The sequence below is a fragment of the Deltaproteobacteria bacterium genome (genome assembly GCA_026129095.1).
Lineage (GTDB): Bacteria > JAGRBM01 > JAGRBM01 > JAGRBM01 > JAHCIT01 > JAHCIT01.
This window is the reverse complement of sequence record JAHCIT010000001.1, coordinates 91,904-111,961: the sequence shown is the minus strand read 5'-3', so window position 1 is coordinate 111,961 and position 20,058 is coordinate 91,904. Positions and strand designations below refer to the sequence as shown.

Here is a 20,058-nt window from a genome sequence, read left to right as displayed (position 1 = left end):
GGTAACTGCCCGAACCCAGGAGAGACCCGGTGAAAGACCTTTACAACCTGTTTGAAAAGCCCAAGAACCCGCTCAGCTTCAACAAGATCCGGATCGGCCTGGCCTCTCCGGAAACCGTCCGGAAGTGGTCGCACGGCGAGGTGAAGAAGCCCGAGACGATCAACTACCGGACGTTCAAGCCGGAGCGGGGCGGGCTGTTCTGCGCCAAGATATTCGGGCCGATCAAGGACTACGAGTGCCTGTGCGGCAAGTACAAACGGATCAAGCACCGGGGCATTGTATGCGAGAAGTGCGGCGTCGAGGTGATCCAGTCGAAGGTCCGCCGCGAGCGGCTGGCCCACATCGAGCTGGCGACACCGGTCGCGCACATCTGGTTCGTCAAGAGCGTGCCGTCCCGCATCGGCACGATTCTGGACATTTCGCCCAAGTCGCTTGAGCGGGTTCTCTATTTCGAGAACTACGTCGTCGTGGATCCGGGCGATCCGCAGAAGACGGGCCTGCAGGAAGGCAAGGTTCTCACCGAGGACCAGTACCGCAAGCTCGTCGTCGAGTTTGGCGGGGCTTTCGATGCCCGCATGGGAGCCGAGGCTGTCCGCCTGCTGCTGTCACGGATCAACCTGCCCGAGCTTTCCCAGCAGCTCCGTGCGGAACTGAAGGAATCGACCTCGGTCGCCAAGACCCAGAAGCTCACCAAACGGCTCAAGGTGGTCGAGGCGTTTCTGGCGAGCGGAAACCGGCCGGAGTGGATGATCCTGGAATGCGTTCCGGTGCTTCCGCCGGAACTGCGTCCCCTGGTGCCGCTCGAAGGCGGCCGGTTCGCCACTTCCGACCTGAACGACCTGTACCGGCGTGTCATCAACCGGAACAACCGCCTGCTGCGCCTGATGCAGCTCAACGCCCCGGAAATCATCATTCGCAACGAGAAGCGCATGCTCCAGGAGTCGGTGGATGCGCTGTTCGACAACGGCCGCCGCGGCAAGACAATTACGGGCGCCAACAAGCGCCCGCTCAAGTCGCTCTCGGACATGCTGAAGGGCAAACAGGGCCGGTTCCGCCAGAACCTGCTCGGAAAGCGCGTGGACTATTCGGGCCGGTCGGTGATTGTCGTCGGCCCCGAACTGAAGCTTCACCAGTGCGGCCTTCCGAAGCGTATGGCGCTCGAACTGTTCAAGCCGTTTGTGTACAACCGGCTGGAAAAGCAGGGCCACGCCGCCACCATCAAGGCTGCCAAGAAGATGGTCGAGCGCGAAGAATCGGTCGTCTGGGATATCCTGGACGATGTGGTGAAGGAGCATCCGGTGATGCTCAACCGCGCACCGACGCTGCACCGCCTCGGTATCCAGGCATTCGAGCCGGTCCTGATCGAGGGCAAGGCGATCCAGCTCCATCCGCTGGTCTGCACGGCGTTCAATGCCGACTTCGACGGCGACCAGATGGCCGTCCACGTCCCGCTGTCGATCGAGGCGCAGATCGAGGCCCGCGTGCTGATGATGAGCACCAACAACATCCTCTCGCCCGCCTCCGGCAAGCCGATCATCGTGCCGACGCAGGATATCGTGCTGGGGCTCTACTACCTCACCCGCGAGCGTGCCTATGCCCGTGGCGAGGGGCGCGTGTTCTCATCGCCCGAGGAAGTTCGCATGGCCTATGACGCGGGTGAAGTGGACCTGCAGGCGGCTATCGGACTGCGGCTGGCGGGCCAGCGCGTCCAGACGACCGTGGGGCGCGTCGTCCTGTGGGAAATACTCCCGCAGGGCACACCGTTCTCGGTGGTCAACAAGGTACTCGACAAGAAGGCCACGGCCAGCCTGATCGACGTGGTGTTCCGGAGTGCCGGCGACAAGGCCACGGTGATCCTGGCCGACCGGCTGAAGAACCTCGGCTATTCGTATGCAACGCGCGCCGGTATCGCCATCGCCGTCAAGGACATGCGCATCCCGGCCGCCAAGCCCGCCATCCTGGAGGACGCCCGCAAGCAGGTGCTTGCGATGAAGCAGTCCCATGAAGAAGGTATCGTTACCGATGGCGAGCGCCGCAACCACGTCGTCGACATCTGCTCCCGGGCCACGGAAATGGTCAAGGAAGAGATGATGAAGGGGATCTCGACCGAGCGGCTCATGAACCCGGAGAATCCGGGTGAGTTCCGCGAGGTGCCGTCGCTGAACCCGATCTTCATCATGGCCGATTCGGGCGCCCGTGGCTCGCAGGACCAGATCAAGCAGCTTGCGGGCATGCGCGGCCTGATGGCCAAGCCATCAGGCGAGATCATCGAAACCCCGATCGAGGCGAATTTCCGCGAGGGCCTGACGGTGCTCGAATACTTCGTTTCCACGCACGGCGCACGCAAGGGTCTGGCCGATACGGCGCTCAAGACCGCCAACTCGGGCTACCTGACCCGCCGGCTGGTGGACGTGGCGCAGGATTCGATCATCTCCGAGCACGACTGTTTCACAATGGATGGCATTGAGGCCCGCTCCCTTACCGAAGGTGGCGAGGTGATCGAACAGCTGGGCGACCGCATTCTGGGCCGTGTGGCTCTGGAAGACGTCGTGGATCCGGCGTCCGGGAAGCTTATCGTCCAGGCGAACGCGGAGATCACCGAGGCACTGGTCAAGCAGGTAGAGGAAGCCGGCATCGAATCGGTCAAGATCCGGTCTGTACTCACCTGCCAGGCCAAGTACGGCATCTGCCAGCTCTGCTACGGCCGCGATCTTGCCCGCGGACATCTAGTCAACCTTGGCGAGGCGGTGGGCGTCATTGCCGCCCAGTCTATCGGCGAGCCGGGAACGCAGCTCACGATGCGTACCTTCCACTTTGGTGGCGCCGCGACCCGGCGTGCAGAACAGAGCCATGTGGAAGCACGTGGCGACGGCAAGCTTGAGTACCACAACATTTCGTTTGTGACGCATGAAAAGCAGGGCCGGGTGATGATGAACCGTAACGGCGAACTGGTGGTGAAGGACTCCACCGGGCGTGAGCGCGAGCGGTACAAAATCCCCTACGGCTCCCGCCTGCTGGCGGGACCGGGTGAGGAGGTCAAGCGTGGCACGCGGCTGGCCGACTGGGACGCCTTCGCGGTTCCGTTGCTCACGGATGTGGGCGGCATCGTCAAGTTCGGCGACATCATCGATGGCGTCACCATGACGGAGACGACCGACGAGCAGACGGCGATGACAACCCGCAAGATTATTGAAACCCGCGCCTCGGCCGATCACCGGCCGCGCGTGTCGATCAAGGATCCGGGCGGGGCGACCCTCACGATTCCGGGGTCGTCGCAGCAGGCACGCTACTTCCTGCCGGTGGGTTCGATTCTCACCATCAAGGAAGGCGACGTGGTGATGCCGGGCGATCCGATCGCCAAGATTCCCCGCGAGTCGGCCAAGACCAAGGACATCACGGGCGGCCTGCCCCGTGTGGCCGAGCTGTTCGAGGCCCGCAAGCCCCGCGAACTGGCCATCATCAGCGAGATCGACGGCTACGTGACTTTCGGGAAGGACACGAAGGGCAAGCGCAAGCTCATCGTCACTGCCCGGGATAGCGACGGCAACCAGCTCGGCGAGCCCAGGGAATACCTGGTCCCTCGTGGCAAGCACATTACCGTCCAGCAGGGCGACTATGTGCGCGCCGGCGAAGCGGTCACCGACGGCAACCCGAACCCTCACGACATCCTGGCGGTGCTGGGCGAGAAGGAGCTGGCGAAGTTCCTTGTCGATGGAGTGCAGGAGGTCTACCGGCTGCAGGGCGTGAAGATCAATGACAAGCACATCGAGTCGATCGTTCGCCAGATCATGCGCAAGGTGGAGGTGAACGATCCGGGCGATACGCCGTTCCTGAAGGGTGACCGCGTCGAGAAGTGGCGCTTCCAGGAAGTGAACCAGCAGGTGATCGAAAAGGGTGGCAAGCCCGCTTCGGCCGACCTGCTGCTTCTGGGCATCACCAAGGCCAGCCTGGCGACCGAGAGCTTCATTTCGGCGGCTTCGTTCCAGGAGACGACCCGTGTGCTGACCGACGCCTCCATCAATGGGCGCGTGGACCTGCTCCGGGGGCTCAAGGAGAACGTCATCATGGGCCGCCTGATCCCTGCCGGTACGGGCAACGACGCCTACCGGACGGTGGATTACGACCTTCTCTCCGAACAGGAAGAAGGGGCTGGCGGCGATATTCCCCTTACCGCCCCGACTGCCTGATTTTGTGTGATCTGGACTGCCTGACCGGCCTGCCGGAACGACCCGGCGGGCCGGTTTTTTCATACTCCGGCGGGCATTCCGGCCGCTCCGCGTCATAGTTCCAGAAAGGTTCTTGACGGGGTAGGGGCTTCCGGCTATAAGCGGGGCTCCCTTGGTGGGGAATCCGCCTTGGTGGTGGGATTATCAGGCAGAAAATCCCTGTAATTACAGGGAGTTGAGAGGGTAGCCCGACCGGTGGAAAACCGGTGGCTGGCCCCGGATGTGTGTCCGGAAGGACACCTCCATAAACGGAATGTCAGAGAACGGATAACGAGCGATGCCGACGATCAACCAGCTGGTCCGCAAGTCCCGCAGTCAGATCGTGAGCCGGACCAAGTCACCCGCGCTCACGCGCTGCCCGCAGCGCCGGGGGGTTTGTGTACGCGTCTACACGACGACGCCCAAGAAGCCGAACTCGGCCGTCCGCAAGGTGGCCCGCGTGCGGCTCACCAACGGATACGAGGTGACCAGCTACATTCCGGGAGAAGGACACAATCTCCAGGAACACTCGGTGGTGCTGATCCGCGGTGGCCGTGTGAAGGATCTCCCCGGTGTGCGGTACCACATCGTGCGGGGGCATCTGGACACGACGGGTGTCGCCAACCGCAAGCAGAGCCGGTCGAAATACGGAGTGAAGCGGCCGAAGTAAGGCCCCTTAGAGGAAAGGACATTCACGGCACGGGTCCGGCTCATGGAGAGCGGGACTTCAGGCCCTGAAAACAAAGGCGAGGCGGAACTGAGCCGGACGTGGCCGGCCGGACCGCCGCTTGAGTCGAGGTAACCATGGCAAGGAAAGCACGCGCCGCCCGGCGCGAGGTCCTGGCGGACCCGGTTTATCACAGTCAGATCGTCACGCGCTTCGTGAACACGATCATGGTGGACGGCAAGAAGTCCGTGGCCGAATCCATCGTATACGGCTGCTTCGAGCAGATCAGCCAGAAGAGCGGCCAGGATCCCCTGGAACTGTTCCGCAAGGCGCTCGATAACGTGCGCCCCGCCGTGGAAGTGAAGAGCCGCCGTGTTGGCGGTTCAACCTACCAGGTACCGGTGGAGGTTCGTCCCGAGCGCCGCACATCGCTGGGGATGCGCTGGATCATCGATTACGCGAGCAGCCGTTCGGGCAGGTCCATGCGCGAGAAACTCGCCGCCGAGATCATGGACGCGGCCGCCAACCGCGGAAACGCCGTCAAGAAGCGCGAAGATACACACAAGATGGCGGATGCCAACAAGGCGTTCTCCCATTACCGCTGGTAGTCGGCCCATTTAGGGCATACCCGCTTCCTTCCCAACGATCAGGAGTCAGCACTTGGCACGCACCGCACCGCTCGAACGCTACCGGAACTTCGGCATCATGGCGCACATTGATGCCGGCAAGACTACTGCGACCGAGCGTGTGCTGTTCTACACGGGCGTCAACTACAAGATCGGCGAAGTCCATGAAGGCACGGCCACTATGGACTACATGGAGCAGGAGCAGGAACGCGGCATCACGATCACCTCGGCCGCGACGACCGCTTTCTGGAAGGACCACCGCCTCAACATCATCGACACGCCCGGACACGTGGACTTTACCATCGAGGTCGAGCGGTCGCTGAAAGTGCTGGACGGCGCCTGCGCCGTGTTTTGCGCTGTTGCCGGTGTGCAGCCGCAGTCGGAAACCGTCTGGCGGCAGGCCGACAAATACCGGGTCCCCCGAATTGCCTTCGTCAACAAGATGGACCGCGTGGGAGCCGACTTCTTCAACGTTGTCGACGAGATCAAGACCAAGCTGGGCGCCCGTCCAGCGGCGATCCAGATCCCGATCGGGGCCGAGGACAAGTTCATTGGCGTCGTCGATCTCGTCGAGATGCGAAGCATTACCTACAAGGACGAGACGATGGGCGCCGAATACATCGTCGGCCCGATCCCGGACAATCTCAAGGACCAGGCCCAGGAATGGCGCGACAAGCTGATCGAGGCCGTCGCGGACGTCGATGACGTCATTGCGGACAAGTACCTGGAGGGCAAGGAAGTCACGGTTCCGGAGCTCAAGGCCGCCCTGCGGCGTGTTTGCATCGGGATGAAGCTCTTCCTCGTGATCTGCGGGACGGCCTTCAAGAACAAGGGCGTGCAGCCGATGCTGGATGCGGTGGTGGACTACCTGCCGTCGCCGCTCGACATTCCCCCGATCAAGGGCACCGAGCCGGGGAAGCCGGAGAACGTGCTGGAGCGCAAACCCGACGACAACGAGCCATTCGCCGCGCTCGCCTTCAAGATCATCAACGATCCCTACGTCGGCCAGCTCACGTTCTTCCGCGTGTATTCGGGGAAGCTGAACTCCGGCGACACCATCCTGAACTCCAAGACCGGACAGACCCAGCGTATCGGACGTCTCCTCAAGATGCACGCCAACAAGCGCGAGGAGATCAAGGAAGTGTACGCCGGTGACATCGCGGCCGCCGTGGGCCTGCGCGACACGATCACCGGCCACACGATCTGCGACGCGAACAAGCCGGTCCTCCTGGAGGCGATGGATTTCCCGGAGCCCGTGATCTGGATCGCCATCGAGCCCAAGACCAAGGCCGACCAGGAGAAGCTGGGCGTGGGTCTCCAGAAGCTCGCCACCGAGGATCCCTCGTTCCGTATCCGCACGGATGAGGAAACCGCCCAGACCCTGATTGGCGGCATGGGCGAGCTGCACCTCGAAATCATCGTCGACCGGCTCCGGCGCGAGTTCAAGGTCGAGTCGAATGTGGGCAAGCCCCAGGTGGCCTACCGCGAATCGATCACCAAGGCCGCCGAGGCCGAAGGCAAGTTCGTCCGCCAGACGGGTGGCCGGGGCAAGTATGGCCATGTGTGGATCAATCTGGAACCCAACGATCCGGGCAAGGGCTACGAATTCATTGACAACATCAAGGGTGGTGTCGTTCCCCGCGAGTACATCCCGGCCGTGGACAAGGGCATTGCCGAGGCGCTCACGCGCGGCATCATCGCCGGATATCCGGTGGTGGACGTCAAGGTGACGCTGTTCGATGGTTCCTACCATGACGTCGATTCGGACGAGCTCTCGTTCCGCATCGCCGGCTCGATGGCGTTCAAGGAAGCCGGCACCAGTGCCGGTCCCCAAATCCTGGAACCCATTATGGCCGTCGAGGTGATTGTGCCAGAAGACTACATGGGTGGCGTGATCGGCGACCTGAACAGCCGCCGCGGGATGATCAAGCAGACGACGCCACGCAGCGGCATGCAGGTGGTGACGGCGGACGTGCCCCTGAGCGAGATGTTCGGCTACTCGACGGATCTCCGATCGGCGACCCAGGGACGCGGCAGCTACACGATGCAGTTCTCGCACTACGCGCCGGTGCCGCCGAACATACAGAAGGAAATTGTGGCCAAGGCGCAGGGCGCCCAGGCCGCGGCCCGCTAGCCGGGGCTTTTGCCAGATAAGGAAAAGAAGGGAACGACCATGTCGAAGGAAAAGTTTGAGCGTACGAAGCCGCACGTGAACGTGGGGACGATCGGCCACGTGGACCACGGCAAGACCACGCTGACGGCGGCGATCACCTCGGTGCTTTCGAAGAAGTACGGGGGCGAGGCGAAGGCCTACGACCAGATCGACAACGCGCCGGAGGAGAAGGCGCGCGGGATCACGATCAACACGGCGCACGTGGAGTACGAGACGGCCAACCGCCACTACGCGCACGTGGACTGCCCGGGCCACGCCGACTACGTGAAGAACATGATCACGGGGGCGGCGCAGATGGACGGCGCGATCCTGGTGGTGTCGGCCGCCGACGGCCCGATGCCGCAGACGCGCGAGCACATCCTGCTGGCGCGCCAGGTGGGGGTGCCCTACATCATCGTGTACATGAACAAGGCGGACATGGTCGACGACAAGGAGCTGCTGGAGCTGGTCGAGATGGAGGTCCGCGAGCTGCTGTCGAAGTACAAGTTTCCCGGGGACAAGACGCCGATCGTGATCGGCTCGGCGCTGAAGGCGCTGGAGGGCGACAAGGGCGAGCTGGGGACGCAGGCGATCTTCAAGCTGGCCGAGGCGCTGGACAGCTACATCCCGACGCCGGAGCGGGCGATGGACGGGCCGTTCCTGATGCCGGTGGAGGACGTGTTCTCCATTTCGGGTCGCGGCACGGTGGTCACGGGCCGGGTGGAGCGCGGGATCGTCCGGGTGGGCGAGGAGATCGAGATCGTGGGCCTGCGTGCGACGGTGAAGACGGTGTGCACGGGGGTGGAGATGTTCAGGAAGCTGCTGGACCAGGGGCAGGCGGGCGACAACATCGGGGTGCTGCTGCGCGGCACCAAGCGCGAGGAGGTCGAGCGCGGGCAGGTGCTGGCCAAGCCGGGCTCGATCACGCCGCACACGAAGTTCGAGTGCGAGGTGTACGTGCTGACCAAGGAGGAGGGCGGGCGCCACACGCCGTTCTTCAACGGCTACCGTCCGCAGTTCTACTTCCGCACCACGGACGTGACCGGGTCGCTGGAGCTGCCGTCGGGCGTCGGAGATGGTGATGCCGGGCGACAACATCACGATGACGGTGAAGCTGATCGCGCCGATCGCGATGGAGGAGGGGCTTCGCTTCGCCATCCGCGAGGGCGGCCGCACCGTCGGCGCCGGCGTCGTCTCCAAGATCCTCGCGTAAGTGGTGAAAGAGAAGAGCTGACGTGCGGGCAGTCCGCAGCAGGTAGTGAAGGACAGAGAAAATGAATTCGCAGAAGATCCGGATACGGCTGAAAGCGTTTGACTACAAACTGCTCGACCAGTCGGCACGGGAAATCCTCGACACGGCCCGCCGCACGGGGGCCCGCGTGTCGGGGCCTATTCCGCTTCCCACGCGCATCAACAAGTACACCGTCCTTCGCTCGCCGCATGGTGACAAGAAATCCCGCGACCAGTTCGAGGTCCGGACGCACAAGCGGCTTCTGGACATCCTGGAGCCGACCCCGCAGACGGTGGACGCGCTGATGAAGCTCGACCTCGCCGCCGGTGTGGACGTGGAGATCAAGCTCAACTGACCGCTTTCCGGACTCATGGGGTCCGGCGGCTGGAGTAAACTGTCGTGGCAGAAAAGAAAGCAAAGAAGGCGAAGCCGGCTGCCGGCGTGAAGGCCGTCAAGGGCGCGGGCCTCGGCGAGAAGATCGCCGCGGCAAAACCCCGCAAGGGCGTGATTCACCAGGTGGTGACGGCACAGCTCGCCTCAAGGCGTCGCGGAACCCACAAGACCAAGCGGCGGGGAGAGGTGCGTGGCGGTGGCCGCAAGCCCTACAAGCAGAAGGGCACGGGCCGTGCCCGTCCCGGTTCGACCCGCTCGCCCGTATGGGTGGGCGGCGGCGCGGCCTTCGGTCCGCTGCCCCGCAGCTATGAGAAGCGGGTCAACCGCCAGGAGGCCAAGCTGGCTCTGGCGGGCGTGCTCGCCAGCAAGCAGCAGGATGGAAAGCTCGTTGTCGTCGAGTCGGTGCCCCTGCCGGAAGTGAAGACCCGGCATGTGCAGGCGGTGATCGGGGAACTGGGGCTTGCTGGCACGGTGCTGTTCGTGACGGCGGAGCTCGACGGGAAGCTCACGCTGGCGGCACGGAACATTCCGGGCGTTAAGGTGCTGCCGGTGGCGGGCCTGAACCCCTATGACGTGCTCAAGTACGAGCATCTGGTCATTGTGCAGGATGCGCTGGAAGGCGTGGAGAAGCGGGCAGCGGCCTGAAAGGCCGGAGCTGCGCTGTAAGGCAAGGGAGTTTCGAACGTGCAGACCGATCCGAACGATATCCTGATCCGCCCGGTGGTTACCGAGCGGGCTACCGATCTCCGCGAGCGGAACCAGTATGTGTTCGAGGTTCCGCTGGCGGCGAACAAGGCGCAGATCGCGCAGGCCGTGAAGGCACTGTACGACAAGAAGCCTGTTTCCGTCCGGACGATGGTGGTGCGGGGAAAATTCAAGAACCGCCGGGGCGGCGTCCGTGTGCAGATGCCGTTCCGCAAGAAGGCGATTGTCACGCTGGCCGCTGGCGAGACGATCGACGAGATACTGGGGCCCAAGTGAGCAGCCGCGGGTAGCGGACGCCAGGGACAACAGAGGAAGCCATGCCGACCAAGAGTTTCAAACCGACGAGCGCCGCACGGCGGCACATGACCGTTTCCGGTTTCGACGAGATCACGCGCGGAGCGCGCCCCGAGAAGTCGCTTCTCAAGGCGGCCAAGCGTACCGGCGGCCGGAACAACCGCGGCCGGATCACGACCCGTCATATCGGCGGCGGCCACAAGCGCCGTTACCGCCTGATAGACTTCCGGCGCGAGAAGGACGGCGTGCCGGCGACCGTGCTGTCGGTCCAGTACGATCCCTACCGCACGAGCCGCATCGCGCTCCTCCAGTACCGTGACGGCGAGAAGCGCTACATTGTCGCTCCGGTGGGCCTCAAGGCCGGTGCCACGGTGGAAAGCGGCCCCAAGGCCGACATCCTGCCGGGCAACTGCCTGCCGCTCCGCAACATCCCGGACGGCACCGTGATCCACAATATCGAGCTGAAGCAGGGCAAGGGCGGGCAGATCGTCCGCAGTGCCGGCTCCGGGGCGCAGCTTCTGGGTCGCGACGGCGACTATGCCACGATCCGCCTGCCTTCGAGTGAAATCCGCAAGGTGCACCAGGACTGCCGGGCCGTGGTCGGCCAAGTGAGCAACGCCGAACACGAAAACGTGACCATAGGCAAGGCCGGCCGCTCGCGGTGGCTGGGGCTTCGCCCCACGGTTCGTGGTGCCGCCATGAACCCGTGCGATCACCCGCACGGTGGTGGCGAAGGCAAGGCCGGGCAGGGCAATCCGCATCCGGTTTCCCCCTGGGGAATGCCGTCCAAAGGCTACAAGACCCGCAACAACAAGCGCACGCAGCGGTTCATCATCACCCGCCGCCAGCCGGGCAAGAGAGGCTAATCCATGTCGCGCAGCATCAAGAAGGGCCCTTTCATCGACGTCCACCTCCAGAAGAAGGTGGATGCCGCGCAGCGGGCCCGGGATTCGAAGGCAATCAAGACCTGGTCCCGCCGTTCGGTCATTACGCCGGATTTCATCGGGGTCCAGTTCCTGGTCCACAACGGCCGCAAGTTCGTTCCGGTTTATGTGACCGACAACATGGTGGGCCACAAGCTGGGTGAATTCGCGCCGACCCGGACCTTCAACGGCCATTCAGGCGACAAGAAGGTCTAGGCCCGGCGGGCAGAGAGGTAAGGAAGTCATGGAAGCGCGTGCGATGCTCAGATACGGCCGGATTTCACCGAGGAAACTTCGCGAAATCGCCGGGCTGGTCCGCGGCCAGCCGGTTAACGAGGCGCTGGTTCGCCTGCGGCTCACTCACCGCAAGGGTGCGGCGATGATCTCGAAGGTGATCCAGTCGGCGGCGGCCAATGCGGCCGACCGTCATGGTGCTGACGTGGACAGCCTGCGGGTCCGCACGCTGCTGGTCGATGAGGGTCCTCGCCTCAAGCGGTTTACGCCGCGAGCCCAGGGACGTGCATCGCCGATCAAGAAGCGCACCAGCCACATCACCGTCGTCGTGGACGACAACGCCTGAACGGAAGTTTGCAGGAAAGAGAGCCGGTTTTATGGGTCAGAAAATCAATCCAGTCGGGTTCAGGGTCGGCGTTATCCGGGGCTGGGAAAGCCGCTGGTTCGCCGAGGGCAAGAAATACTCGACGCAGCTCCACGAGGACCTCAAGATACGCGACCTGATCAAGAAGCGGCTGTACGATGCCGGCATCAGCAAGGTCGAGATCGAGCGGTACCCGAAGGAAACCAAGGTCTATATCCATGTGGCGCGGCCCGGACTCATTATCGGCAAACGCGGCCAGTCGCTCGATCAGCTCAAGGCAGAGCTCCAGAAGCTGACCAAGAGCGAGCTGTACATCCACCCGATCGAGGTGCGGCGCGCCGAAATCGACGCGCAGCTTGTGGCCGAGAACATCGCTCTCCAGCTCCAGCGCCGCGTGGCGTTCCGCCGGGCGATGAAGAAAGCAGTCCAGACCACCATGCGGCTCGGCGCCAAGGGGTTCCGCGTGGCATGCAGCGGCCGTCTGGGCGGCGCCGAAATGGCCCGTCACGAGTGGTATCTGGAAGGCCGGGTGCCGTTGCACACGCTCCGTGCCGACATTGATTACGGCTACGCACGCGCCGAGACCACCTACGGGTGCATCGGCGTGAAGGTCTGGATTTACAAGGGCGATATCATCGGCGACCGGCCGAGCCCGGGGGCCCGCACGCAGAGTGCACCGGTCCCGCAGCCCGCGGTCTGAGAGAGCAGGAGATACACAGTCATGTTGATGCCGGCCAAACCCCGTTACCGCAAGGTCCAGCGCGGACGCAACTGGGGAAAAGCAAAACGGGGAACCGATCTCGCCTTTGGTGAAATCGGGATCCAGTCGCTCGAACGGGGCAACCTGACCGCCCGCCAGATCGAGGCAGGCCGTATCGCCATCACCCGCAAGGTGAAGCGTGCGGGCAGGCTCTGGATCCGGGTATTCCCCGACAAGCCGATCTCCAAGAAGCCGGTTGAAACCCGCATGGGCAAGGGCAAGGGATCGCCGGAATACTGGGTCACCCCAGTCAAGCCGGGCCGGGTGCTGTTCGAGATGGAAGGCGTGCCGCCCCAGATCGCCCTGGAAGCATTCCAGCTGGCGCAGGCCAAACTGCCGTTCCGCACCAAGATTATCCACCGTGAGGAAGGACTCGTCTAAATGGAGATGCTTCACACAGCGGCTGAAGTGCGGGAACTGGCCGACAAGGACATCGAGAACCGCCTGCGCGAGGCGCGTGCCCGCCTGCGCGAGATCCGGTTCAAGGCCGTGACCGAGCGGACAGAAAACACCGCCGAATACGGTCAGGTCCGGCGCATGATAGCCAGGATGATGACCGTTCTCAGGGAGCGCCGCGATGCGGCCGCCGGAGCAGCACAGAAGAAGGCTTCCTGAACGGAAGGCCGGAATGACCGCAAGGATTTGACGGAGAGCATATGAGCGACACGCAGACCACCGCACAGACCACCGGAGCCCGCAAGCAGGCCCGTACCCGCATGGGGATGGTCATCAGGGACGGCGCGCAGAAGACGCGCACCGTGGAAGTCACCCGGCTCGTCCAGCACCCGATGTACAAGAAGTACGTCCGCCGCCGGACGCGGGTGCATGTTCATGACGAAAAGAACGAATCGCACCAGGGCGACATGGTGGAAATCTGCGAGTCCCGCCCCCTGTCGCGGACGAAGCGGTGGAAGCTCGTCCGGATTGTCGTGAAGGGCAAGCAGGCCTGAGCCCTTAGGCTCAGCAGCCGGCACGAGCAAGGAGCAAAACAGCCATGATCCAGATGCAATCGGTAATGGACGTCGCCGACAATTCGGGCGCCAAGAAGGTCATGTGCATCAAGGTGCTCGGGGGTACCCAGCGCCGTTATGCGGATATCGGCGACATCGTTGTCTGCTCGGTCAAGGAGGCAATGCCGACCTCCAAGGTGAAGAAGGGCGACGTGGTCAAGGCGGTTATCGTCCGGGTGGCTGCGCCGATTCGCCGCACGGACGGCTCTTATATCCGGTTCGACAATGCCTCGGCCGTTATCGTGGACAAGGAAGGCGAGCCGGTCGGAACCCGTATTTTCGGTCCCGTGGCCAGGGAACTCCGGGCCCGGAACTTCATGAAGATCGTATCGCTCGCACCGGAGGTGCTGTGAACATGGCGATTTCAAACTCCAGCAAGCTGCGTATCCGCAAGGGCGACACCGTTGTCGTGATCAGCGGCGCCGAGCGGGGCACGAAGGGCGAGGTCCTCCGTGTGATCCCCAGGGACGGCAAGGTCGTTGTGAAGGGCGTCCGGATGGTAAGCCGCCACACGAAGCCGAACCAGAAGAACCAGGCAGGCGGCATCATTCGCCGCGAGGCCCCGATCCCGGTGTCCAAGGTGATGTACTGGGATTCGTCAAAGGAAGAAGCGACACGGCTCCGCAGCGGCGAGAAGAACGGCAAGCGCGTGCGCGTGTCGGTCCGCTCGGGAAATACCGTTGACGCATAAGGTGTAGTTACCGGACTGGGCCGGAGACCGGAAAGGGAATTTCCGAAACCGGCCAGACAAGGAAAGACAGATGGCGACTGAAGAGAAAAAAACCGAAGGCAAGGGTCCGAAGCCCCAGGGCGGCGGCGGCGAGAAGAAGAAAAGCCGCCGCGAAATTGCAGCCAAGACGAGCGACAAGGGCCCTGAAAAAGGCATCGAGCCCCGGCTGCGGACCAAGTACCACAAGGAAGTGGTTCCGAAGCTCATGGAGCAGTTCGGCTACAAGAACCCGATGGAAGTCCCGCGCCTGGTGAAGGTCGTGATCAACATGGGTCTTGGCAAGATCTCGGATGCCGGCACGAACCTCAAGGTCATCGAGAACGGCGTGAACGAACTCATGGCGATCACCGGTCAGCGTCCCGTCGTGACGCGGTCGAAGAAGTCCATCGCGAACTTCAAGCTCCGCGCCGGCGTGCCGGTAGGAGTGTACGTGACACTCCGGGCGAACAACATGTGGGAGTTCGTCGACCGGTTCATTAGTTTCGCGCTCCCCCGGGTGCGCGACTTCAAGGGACTGCCGAGCAAGAGCTTTGACGGCCGCGGCTGCTACACAGTGGGCGTCCGTGAACACATCATTTTCCCCGAAATCGACTTCGACAACACGGACAAGGTCAAGGGGATGAACATTTCGATCGTGACGACGGCGAAAACGGACGAGCAGGCCCGTGCGCTGCTGGCCGCGCTCGGAGTCCCGTTCCGGGTCTGAAGCTGAAGAGGTAAAGCGACGATATGGCAACCAAATCCATGCGCCTGAAGGCAATGGCCAAGCCCAAATACAAGGTGCGCCAGCACAACCGGTGCGCCCGCTGCGGCCGTTCGAAGGCATACCTGCGCGATTTCAACATGTGCCGCCTGTGTTTCCGTGAGCTCGCCCTACGCGGGCAGCTTCCGGGCGTAACGAAGTCGAGCTGGTAGGGGAGCGTCACCAAGATGAGCAACGTTGTTAACGATCCGATCTCCGATTTGCTGACCCGCATCCGCAATGGCGCGCTGGCACGCAAGGACTATGTCGACGTGCCGTATTCGCGCATGAAGGAAAGCATCGCCCGTATCCTGTCGGATAACGGATACGTGGGCGCTATCGAAAAAATCCCCGGCGAGGGGGTGCGGCCGCTTCTCCGTATCGGGATCAAATACACCCGCGGCCGGTTCGGCGTGATCCAGGGCATTGAGCGCATCTCCCGCCCTGGCCGCCGCGTCTACTTCGGGATGAAGGACATCCCCTCGGTCAAGAGCGGGCTGGGAATGGCGATTGTCTCCACCTCCCGCGGCGTGATGTCAGACGTGGAAGCGCGCCGGCAGAGCGTGGGCGGAGAGCTTCTCTGCCGCGTGTGGTAGCCGAAGGATAACGGGAAAGGTCTAAAGTCATGTCAAAGATCGCACGAAAGCCGGTCGCGCTGCCCCAGGGTACGCAGGTACAGATCAAGCCGGGACGATTCGAGGTCAAGGGCGCCAAGGGTACGCTGTCGATGCCCATTCCGCGGGAGATCGAGATCGTACAGGACAAGGAAGGCGTCCACGTCAACTGGAAGGGGCCCAAAGGCCCCCAGTCTCCGGTATGGGGAACGACCTTCGCACTCGCCCGCAACCTGATCACCGGTGCCGGTGCCGGTTTCCAGAGAGTACTCGAACTGGAAGGGGTCGGTTTCCGCGCCGAGATGAAGGGCAAGAACGTGCTGGTGCTGAACATTGGTTTCACGCACCAGGTGGAACTCCCCTTGCCGGCCGGTGTCACGGCGGCAGTGGAAAAGAACCAGACCCAGATCACCCTGTCGGGCCCCGACAAGGCCGTCCTGGGGCAGTTCGCTGCCACGGTAAGGGCGGTCCGCCCGCCGGAGCCGTTCAAGGGCAAAGGCATCCGTTACAGCGGGGAAGTGATCCGCCGCAAGGAGGGCAAGGCCAAGAAATAAGGCCGTTGCCTCCAGAGGAAAGAATCATATGGCAAAGACAGAAGACCGCAAGGGCCGGCGCACGCTGCGCCATCAGCGGATTACGAAAAAGGTTCAGGGGACGCCGGAGCGCCCGCGGCTGGCGGTGTTCCGCAGCAACCGGCACATCTATGCCCAGGTGGTGGACGACCAGGGAGGACGGACCCTCGTGGCCGCCTCGACCCTGTCGAAAGACCTCAAGGGCAAGGTGGCGAAGATAGGCACCGTGGATGCCGCCAAGCAGGTGGGCCTGCTGGTGGCCGAGAAGGCCAAGGCGGCCAAAGTGACGAAAGTGGTATTCGACCGTGGCGGGTATGCCTACCACGGACAGGTGAAAGCGCTGGCTGATGCCGCGCGTGAAGCCGGACTGGAGTTCTAGAGTTATGGCGAATGGCAAGGATACAAGACCAGGCGAAGGCCGCGGACGCCGCGACCGCGGTGATCGCGGACGCGACGACAATCTCGTCGAGAAGATCGTGGCGGTGAACCGCTCGGCGAAAGTCGTCAAGGGCGGACGCCGGTTCAGTTTCTCGGCGCTGATCGTCGTGGGTGACGAGCGCGGCAAGGTCGGCTGGGGGCTGGGCAAGGCGAATGAAGTGCCCGATGCGATCAAGAAGGCGATCGACCGCGCCCGCCGCTCGATGAAGTCATTCCCTGTCACTGACGGAACGATCCCTCACGAAGTGACGGGGCATTTCGGCGCCGGCAAGGTGTTCATGCGTCCGGCCCGGCCGGGAACGGGCGTCATTGCGGGCGGACCTGTCCGCGCCGTGCTCGAGGTGCTGGGCGTCAAGAACGTGCTTACCAAGAGCCTGGGCAGCAGCAATCCCCACAACGTGGTCAAGGCGACGTTTGCCGGGCTTGCAGAACTGAATGACGAGCGGATGATCGCCGAGCGCCGTGCCGGTCCGGCGAAGGAGCCGGTGACGGCTCCGGCCTCCGGCGAGGCTGCTCCGGCACAGGCCTGAAAGGCCGGGCACGCGGAAAGTGGCGGACCGGTTGTACGGTCTGCCACAAAGATGAACGAAGCGAGAGGTTGTCGATATGGGTGAGAAAAAGAAGATAAAGGTCCGGCAAACGGGCGGACTTATCACCTGTACAGAACGGCAGCGGGCGACGGTCCGGGGGCTTGGCCTCCGGCGCAGGCATCACGAAGTGATGCTGAGCGACACTCCGGCAGTTCGCGGCATGATCCGCAAGGTTTCCCATCTTGTGGCGATCGTGGAGGATGGCGCCAAATGAAGCTGAACGAACTCCGTCCGCCCTCAGGGGCCAAACAGTCGGTCAAGCGGCTGGGCCGTGGTATCGGTTCCGGGCTGGGCAAGACGTCCGGCCGTGGACACAAGGGCTACGGTTCCCGAACCGGCAGCAAGAAGAAGCGCGGCTACGAAGGTGGCCAGAACCCCCTGCACCGCCGGCTGCCGAAGGTTGGTTTCACCAACATCTTCCGGCAGAGCTGGCAGATAGTGAACATCGCGCAGCTTGAGAAGCTGAACGGCGATGTGACGCCGGAGATTCTGGCAAGTGTGGGCCTGATCCAGTCGGCCGGTGGGCCGGTGAAGATCCTCGGCAACGGGGACATCAAGGCGAAGCTCAAGGTTGTGGCGCACCGTTTCAGTGACGGCGCGCGCAAGAAGATCGAAGGCGCCGGTGGAAGCGTGGAGGTGCTGCCGCACCCCCGCGCTCCCAAGGCCGAAACCGGAGCGGCTGCCAAGGCCTGAGGGCAGGCTTGGATTACGGTTTAACGAGGGCTGATCCGGGGGATTTTTTCACGCATGGCTGAACCTACACAAGCGTTCAATCCGAAGAAGCTCGGCGAGCTTCAGTCACGTATCCTGTTTACGGTCGGCGTTCTGCTCGTTTACCGGCTGGGTACGATTGTGCCTACGCCGGGGATCAATCCGGATGCCATGCGCGGTTACCTGGAGCTCACTTTCGGCACGCAGGGTTCGATCGTGACCCTGTTCAACCTGTTTTCGGGCGGTGCGCTGGAGAGTTTCTCGGTCTTCGCGCTGGGCATCATGCCCTACGTGACCGCTTCCATCATCATGCAGCTGATGGGCGAGATCGTCCCCCAGATCAAGGAAAACCAGCGTGAAGGCGAAGTGGGCCGCCAGAAGAACAACCAGTACACGCGCTACCTGTCGGTCGCGCTCTGTGCGGTCCAGGCAACCGTCATCGCATCCAGCCTCCAGGGTGCCGTGGCGCCGGGGGGCATCCCGGTTGTCCGCGAGCCGGGGATCCTGTTCGTGGCGACCGCCGTGCTGTCGCTCACGACCGGCTCCATTTTTGTGATGTGGATGGGCGAGCAGGTGACGCGGAGTGGCATTGGTAACGGTATTTCGCTGATCATTTTCGCCGGTATCGTCACATCGATCCCCGGCGCCGCTGGCGGATTCATCCAGCAGATCAATCAGGAAACAATCAATCCGATCGGTGCGATCATGATCGGGATCATCATCGTGGGTTCGCTGGTAGGCATCGTCTTTATCGAGCAGGCAGAGCGCCGGATTCCGGTGCAGTACCCCGGCCGCATGATGGGCCGTCGCCAGATGCAGGGCGTGAAATCGCACCTGCCGCTCAAGCTCAATCCTTCCAACGTGATTCCTCCGATTTTTGCCAGCTCGCTGCTGGTGTTTCTCCCCACAGTGTCGGGCCTCACCCAGGACATTACGGTGAATCCCGAGGGCGGCGCCATCGAGCGGTTCTGGGAGTCCGTGGTCGTCCATGTCGTGCGCCCGATGGGTGAGGCGCTGAATCCGTCCGAGTGGCTGTATTCGGTGGTGTTCGGCGTGCTGATCGTCGCATTCGCCTTTTTCTACACCTCGATCATCTTCAATCCCGACGAGATGGCCGAAAACATCAAGCGCAATGGCGGTTTCGTTCCTGGTATCCGGCCCGGCTCGATGACCGCGAATTTCATCAGGCCGATCATGAACCGCCTGACGCTGATTGGTGGCGTCTATCTGGTGATTATCTGCGCGATTCTTCCGTATGCGCTGTCACGGGGCACTGGAGTGACGTTCTACTTCGGCGGAACGAGCGTGCTGATCTGCGTGGGTGTCGCCCTGGACACGTTCCGGCATATCGCCGATCACCTGCGAAACACCAAGTACGACGCCCTCCTGGAAGGCAAGGCGCTCGGCAAGATCAAGGGCCGCCGGCGGAGTGCTGCATAGATGAGCGAACTGGCCATCATATTCCTTGGTGCCCCAGGTGCCGGAAAGGGCACGCAGGCCAAGGTGGCCTCGTCGGGCAAGGGCATCCCCCAGCTTTCGACGGGCGACATGCTCCGTGCGGCCAAGGCCGCCGGAACGCCGGTGGGGCTCAAGGCCAGGGAGTACATGGATTCCGGCAAGCTTGTTCCGGACGAGGTCGTTATCGGTGTCATGGCCGAACGGCTCTCCAGCGAGGATTGCGCCCATGGCTACATCCTGGACGGTTTCCCCCGGACGATCGCTCAGGCGGATGCCCTCGATCACATGCTGGCCGAACGCAAGCGGGCGCTCCCCCGGGTGATCGAGATCGACGTGCCGGATGAGGTGGTTGTGGCGCGGCTATCGGGACGGCGGGTGTGCTCGAACTGCGGAGCCATCTGGCACGTGGAGTCGAATCCCACGAAAAAACCGGATGTTTGCGACCAGTGCGGCAAGGCTGGAACGCTTGAACAGCGGGCCGATGACAAACCGGACGTGATCCGCAAGCGCCTGACGGTCTACCACGACCAGACGCGCCCTCTCAGTGCCTACTACGAGGAGCGCAAGCGGCTCACGCGGATCAACGGGAACCGCGTGGTCGAACAGGTAAACGCGGACCTGATGAAGGCCCTGGCATAA

Annotated in this window: 26 protein-coding genes and 1 pseudogene; all 27 read left to right on the top strand. The window is 63.1% G+C overall.

The features are described 5' to 3' along the window. Nucleotides 1-29: 29 nt before the first annotated feature. The 27 genes and pseudogenes from rpoC to KIT79_00340 all read left to right on the top strand — a co-directional run bounded on the left by rpoC (nucleotide 30) and on the right by KIT79_00340 (nucleotide 20,058). Nucleotides 30-4,187: a DNA-directed RNA polymerase subunit beta' gene (rpoC, locus tag KIT79_00470; GenBank protein ID MCW5827769.1), complete on the top strand. Its 4,158-nt coding sequence runs from the start codon at nucleotides 30-32 to the stop codon at nucleotides 4,185-4,187. Nucleotides 4,188-4,503: 316 nt separating this feature from the next. After that, the gene (gene rpsL, locus KIT79_00465) at nucleotides 4,504-4,875 is read left to right on the top strand and encodes a 30S ribosomal protein S12 (GenBank protein ID MCW5827768.1); all 372 of its coding nucleotides are present in this window, start codon (nucleotides 4,504-4,506) and stop codon (nucleotides 4,873-4,875) included. Nucleotides 4,876-5,009: 134 nt separating this feature from the next. Next, nucleotides 5,010-5,480 carry a 30S ribosomal protein S7 gene (rpsG, locus tag KIT79_00460; GenBank protein MCW5827767.1) on the top strand — a complete coding sequence of 157 codons (471 nt, stop codon included), beginning with the start codon at nucleotides 5,010-5,012 and terminating at the stop codon, nucleotides 5,478-5,480. Nucleotides 5,481-5,532: 52 nt separating this feature from the next. After that, complete coding sequence (gene fusA / locus KIT79_00455) at nucleotides 5,533-7,632, top strand: elongation factor G (protein MCW5827766.1); 2,100 nt, start codon at nucleotides 5,533-5,535, stop codon at nucleotides 7,630-7,632. A 39-nt stretch (nucleotides 7,633-7,671) separates the two neighbouring features. Beyond that, nucleotides 7,672-8,863, top strand: a pseudogene (gene tuf / locus KIT79_00450) (elongation factor Tu). A gap of 61 nt (nucleotides 8,864-8,924) precedes the next feature. Continuing rightward, entirely contained in the window at nucleotides 8,925-9,236 is a 312-nt protein-coding gene (gene rpsJ, locus KIT79_00445; protein MCW5827765.1) for a 30S ribosomal protein S10, read from the top strand. Nucleotides 9,237-9,280: 44 nt separating this feature from the next. Beyond that, a complete protein-coding gene (gene rplD / locus KIT79_00440) occupies nucleotides 9,281-9,919 on the top strand; it encodes a 50S ribosomal protein L4 (GenBank protein MCW5827764.1) in 639 nt (212 codons plus the stop codon). 39 nt (nucleotides 9,920-9,958) lie between these two features. Beyond that, nucleotides 9,959-10,255, top strand: a complete 297-nt coding sequence (gene rplW / locus KIT79_00435; protein ID MCW5827763.1) for a 50S ribosomal protein L23 — start codon at nucleotides 9,959-9,961, stop codon at nucleotides 10,253-10,255. 41 nt (nucleotides 10,256-10,296) lie between these two features. Beyond that, complete coding sequence (rplB, locus tag KIT79_00430; GenBank protein ID MCW5827762.1) at nucleotides 10,297-11,139, top strand: 50S ribosomal protein L2; 843 nt, start codon at nucleotides 10,297-10,299, stop codon at nucleotides 11,137-11,139. 3 nt (nucleotides 11,140-11,142) lie between these two features. After that, nucleotides 11,143-11,412, top strand: coding sequence for a 30S ribosomal protein S19 (gene rpsS / locus KIT79_00425; GenBank protein ID MCW5827761.1), 270 nt, complete (start codon nucleotides 11,143-11,145; stop codon nucleotides 11,410-11,412). A 28-nt stretch (nucleotides 11,413-11,440) separates the two neighbouring features. Further along, nucleotides 11,441-11,776, top strand: coding sequence for a 50S ribosomal protein L22 (rplV, locus tag KIT79_00420; GenBank protein ID MCW5827760.1), 336 nt, complete (start codon nucleotides 11,441-11,443; stop codon nucleotides 11,774-11,776). Nucleotides 11,777-11,807: 31 nt separating this feature from the next. Continuing rightward, nucleotides 11,808-12,494: a 30S ribosomal protein S3 gene (gene rpsC, locus KIT79_00415; GenBank protein MCW5827759.1), complete on the top strand. Its 687-nt coding sequence runs from the start codon at nucleotides 11,808-11,810 to the stop codon at nucleotides 12,492-12,494. Nucleotides 12,495-12,515: 21 nt separating this feature from the next. Next, the gene (rplP, locus tag KIT79_00410) at nucleotides 12,516-12,935 is read left to right on the top strand and encodes a 50S ribosomal protein L16 (protein ID MCW5827758.1); all 420 of its coding nucleotides are present in this window, start codon (nucleotides 12,516-12,518) and stop codon (nucleotides 12,933-12,935) included. Beyond that, the gene (rpmC, locus tag KIT79_00405) at nucleotides 12,936-13,169 is read left to right on the top strand and encodes a 50S ribosomal protein L29 (protein MCW5827757.1); all 234 of its coding nucleotides are present in this window, start codon (nucleotides 12,936-12,938) and stop codon (nucleotides 13,167-13,169) included. A gap of 101 nt (nucleotides 13,170-13,270) precedes the next feature. Then, on the top strand, nucleotides 13,271-13,504 hold the full coding sequence (gene rpsQ, locus KIT79_00400) for a 30S ribosomal protein S17 (protein ID MCW5827756.1): 234 nt from the start codon (nucleotides 13,271-13,273) through the stop codon (nucleotides 13,502-13,504). Nucleotides 13,505-13,548: 44 nt separating this feature from the next. Beyond that, nucleotides 13,549-13,917, top strand: coding sequence for a 50S ribosomal protein L14 (gene rplN / locus KIT79_00395; GenBank protein ID MCW5827755.1), 369 nt, complete (start codon nucleotides 13,549-13,551; stop codon nucleotides 13,915-13,917). Nucleotides 13,918-13,919: 2 nt separating this feature from the next. Continuing rightward, nucleotides 13,920-14,255 carry a 50S ribosomal protein L24 gene (gene rplX / locus KIT79_00390; GenBank protein ID MCW5827754.1) on the top strand — a complete coding sequence of 112 codons (336 nt, stop codon included), beginning with the start codon at nucleotides 13,920-13,922 and terminating at the stop codon, nucleotides 14,253-14,255. A gap of 70 nt (nucleotides 14,256-14,325) precedes the next feature. Further along, nucleotides 14,326-15,000, top strand: coding sequence for a 50S ribosomal protein L5 (rplE, locus tag KIT79_00385; GenBank protein MCW5827753.1), 675 nt, complete (start codon nucleotides 14,326-14,328; stop codon nucleotides 14,998-15,000). Between the two features lie 23 nt (nucleotides 15,001-15,023). After that, entirely contained in the window at nucleotides 15,024-15,209 is a 186-nt protein-coding gene (locus KIT79_00380) for a type Z 30S ribosomal protein S14 (GenBank protein MCW5827752.1), read from the top strand. Between the two features lie 15 nt (nucleotides 15,210-15,224). Further along, nucleotides 15,225-15,632, top strand: coding sequence for a 30S ribosomal protein S8 (gene rpsH / locus KIT79_00375; GenBank protein MCW5827751.1), 408 nt, complete (start codon nucleotides 15,225-15,227; stop codon nucleotides 15,630-15,632). 29 nt (nucleotides 15,633-15,661) lie between these two features. Next, on the top strand, nucleotides 15,662-16,204 hold the full coding sequence (gene rplF / locus KIT79_00370) for a 50S ribosomal protein L6 (protein ID MCW5827750.1): 543 nt from the start codon (nucleotides 15,662-15,664) through the stop codon (nucleotides 16,202-16,204). A gap of 28 nt (nucleotides 16,205-16,232) precedes the next feature. Next, nucleotides 16,233-16,601, top strand: coding sequence for a 50S ribosomal protein L18 (gene rplR, locus KIT79_00365; protein ID MCW5827749.1), 369 nt, complete (start codon nucleotides 16,233-16,235; stop codon nucleotides 16,599-16,601). 4 nt (nucleotides 16,602-16,605) lie between these two features. Then, nucleotides 16,606-17,190 (top strand): 30S ribosomal protein S5, encoded by a 585-nt coding sequence (gene rpsE, locus KIT79_00360; GenBank protein MCW5827748.1) that lies wholly within the window; start codon nucleotides 16,606-16,608, stop codon nucleotides 17,188-17,190. Between the two features lie 76 nt (nucleotides 17,191-17,266). Then, nucleotides 17,267-17,464, top strand: a complete 198-nt coding sequence (gene rpmD, locus KIT79_00355) for a 50S ribosomal protein L30 (protein MCW5827747.1) — start codon at nucleotides 17,267-17,269, stop codon at nucleotides 17,462-17,464. After that, nucleotides 17,461-17,943 carry a 50S ribosomal protein L15 gene (gene rplO, locus KIT79_00350; GenBank protein ID MCW5827746.1) on the top strand — a complete coding sequence of 161 codons (483 nt, stop codon included), beginning with the start codon at nucleotides 17,461-17,463 and terminating at the stop codon, nucleotides 17,941-17,943. The genes rpmD and rplO overlap by 4 nt, the downstream gene beginning before the upstream one ends. 54 nt (nucleotides 17,944-17,997) lie before the next feature. Beyond that, nucleotides 17,998-19,401 carry a preprotein translocase subunit SecY gene (secY, locus tag KIT79_00345; GenBank protein ID MCW5827745.1) on the top strand — a complete coding sequence of 468 codons (1,404 nt, stop codon included), beginning with the start codon at nucleotides 17,998-18,000 and terminating at the stop codon, nucleotides 19,399-19,401. A 9-nt stretch (nucleotides 19,402-19,410) separates the two neighbouring features. Then, complete coding sequence (locus KIT79_00340; protein ID MCW5827744.1) at nucleotides 19,411-20,058, top strand: adenylate kinase; 648 nt, start codon at nucleotides 19,411-19,413, stop codon at nucleotides 20,056-20,058.

What these genes read in the sequence shown, in the direction of transcription:
- rpsL (MCW5827768.1), top strand. Translation starts at nt 4,504, where the DNA reads ATGCCGACGATCAACCAGCTGGTCCGCAAGTCCCGCAGTCAGATCGTG.
- rpsG (MCW5827767.1), top strand. Translation starts at nt 5,010, where the DNA reads ATGGCAAGGAAAGCACGCGCCGCCCGGCGCGAGGTCCTGGCGGACCCG.
- rpsJ (MCW5827765.1), top strand. Translation starts at nt 8,925, where the DNA reads ATGAATTCGCAGAAGATCCGGATACGGCTGAAAGCGTTTGACTACAAA.
- rplB (MCW5827762.1), top strand. Translation starts at nt 10,297, where the DNA reads ATGCCGACCAAGAGTTTCAAACCGACGAGCGCCGCACGGCGGCACATG.
- rpsS (MCW5827761.1), top strand. Translation starts at nt 11,143, where the DNA reads ATGTCGCGCAGCATCAAGAAGGGCCCTTTCATCGACGTCCACCTCCAG.
- rplV (MCW5827760.1), top strand. Translation starts at nt 11,441, where the DNA reads ATGGAAGCGCGTGCGATGCTCAGATACGGCCGGATTTCACCGAGGAAA.
- rpsC (MCW5827759.1), top strand. Translation starts at nt 11,808, where the DNA reads ATGGGTCAGAAAATCAATCCAGTCGGGTTCAGGGTCGGCGTTATCCGG.
- rplP (MCW5827758.1), top strand. Translation starts at nt 12,516, where the DNA reads ATGTTGATGCCGGCCAAACCCCGTTACCGCAAGGTCCAGCGCGGACGC.
- rpmC (MCW5827757.1), top strand. Translation starts at nt 12,936, where the DNA reads ATGGAGATGCTTCACACAGCGGCTGAAGTGCGGGAACTGGCCGACAAG.
- rpsQ (MCW5827756.1), top strand. Translation starts at nt 13,271, where the DNA reads ATGGGGATGGTCATCAGGGACGGCGCGCAGAAGACGCGCACCGTGGAA.
- rplN (MCW5827755.1), top strand. Translation starts at nt 13,549, where the DNA reads ATGATCCAGATGCAATCGGTAATGGACGTCGCCGACAATTCGGGCGCC.
- rplX (MCW5827754.1), top strand. Translation starts at nt 13,920, where the DNA reads ATGGCGATTTCAAACTCCAGCAAGCTGCGTATCCGCAAGGGCGACACC.
- rplE (MCW5827753.1), top strand. Translation starts at nt 14,326, where the DNA reads ATGGCGACTGAAGAGAAAAAAACCGAAGGCAAGGGTCCGAAGCCCCAG.
- KIT79_00380 (MCW5827752.1), top strand. Translation starts at nt 15,024, where the DNA reads ATGGCAACCAAATCCATGCGCCTGAAGGCAATGGCCAAGCCCAAATAC.
- rpsH (MCW5827751.1), top strand. Translation starts at nt 15,225, where the DNA reads ATGAGCAACGTTGTTAACGATCCGATCTCCGATTTGCTGACCCGCATC.
- rplF (MCW5827750.1), top strand. Translation starts at nt 15,662, where the DNA reads ATGTCAAAGATCGCACGAAAGCCGGTCGCGCTGCCCCAGGGTACGCAG.
- rplR (MCW5827749.1), top strand. Translation starts at nt 16,233, where the DNA reads ATGGCAAAGACAGAAGACCGCAAGGGCCGGCGCACGCTGCGCCATCAG.
- rpsE (MCW5827748.1), top strand. Translation starts at nt 16,606, where the DNA reads ATGGCGAATGGCAAGGATACAAGACCAGGCGAAGGCCGCGGACGCCGC.
- rpmD (MCW5827747.1), top strand. Translation starts at nt 17,267, where the DNA reads ATGGGTGAGAAAAAGAAGATAAAGGTCCGGCAAACGGGCGGACTTATC.
- rplO (MCW5827746.1), top strand. Translation starts at nt 17,461, where the DNA reads ATGAAGCTGAACGAACTCCGTCCGCCCTCAGGGGCCAAACAGTCGGTC.
- secY (MCW5827745.1), top strand. Translation starts at nt 17,998, where the DNA reads ATGGCTGAACCTACACAAGCGTTCAATCCGAAGAAGCTCGGCGAGCTT.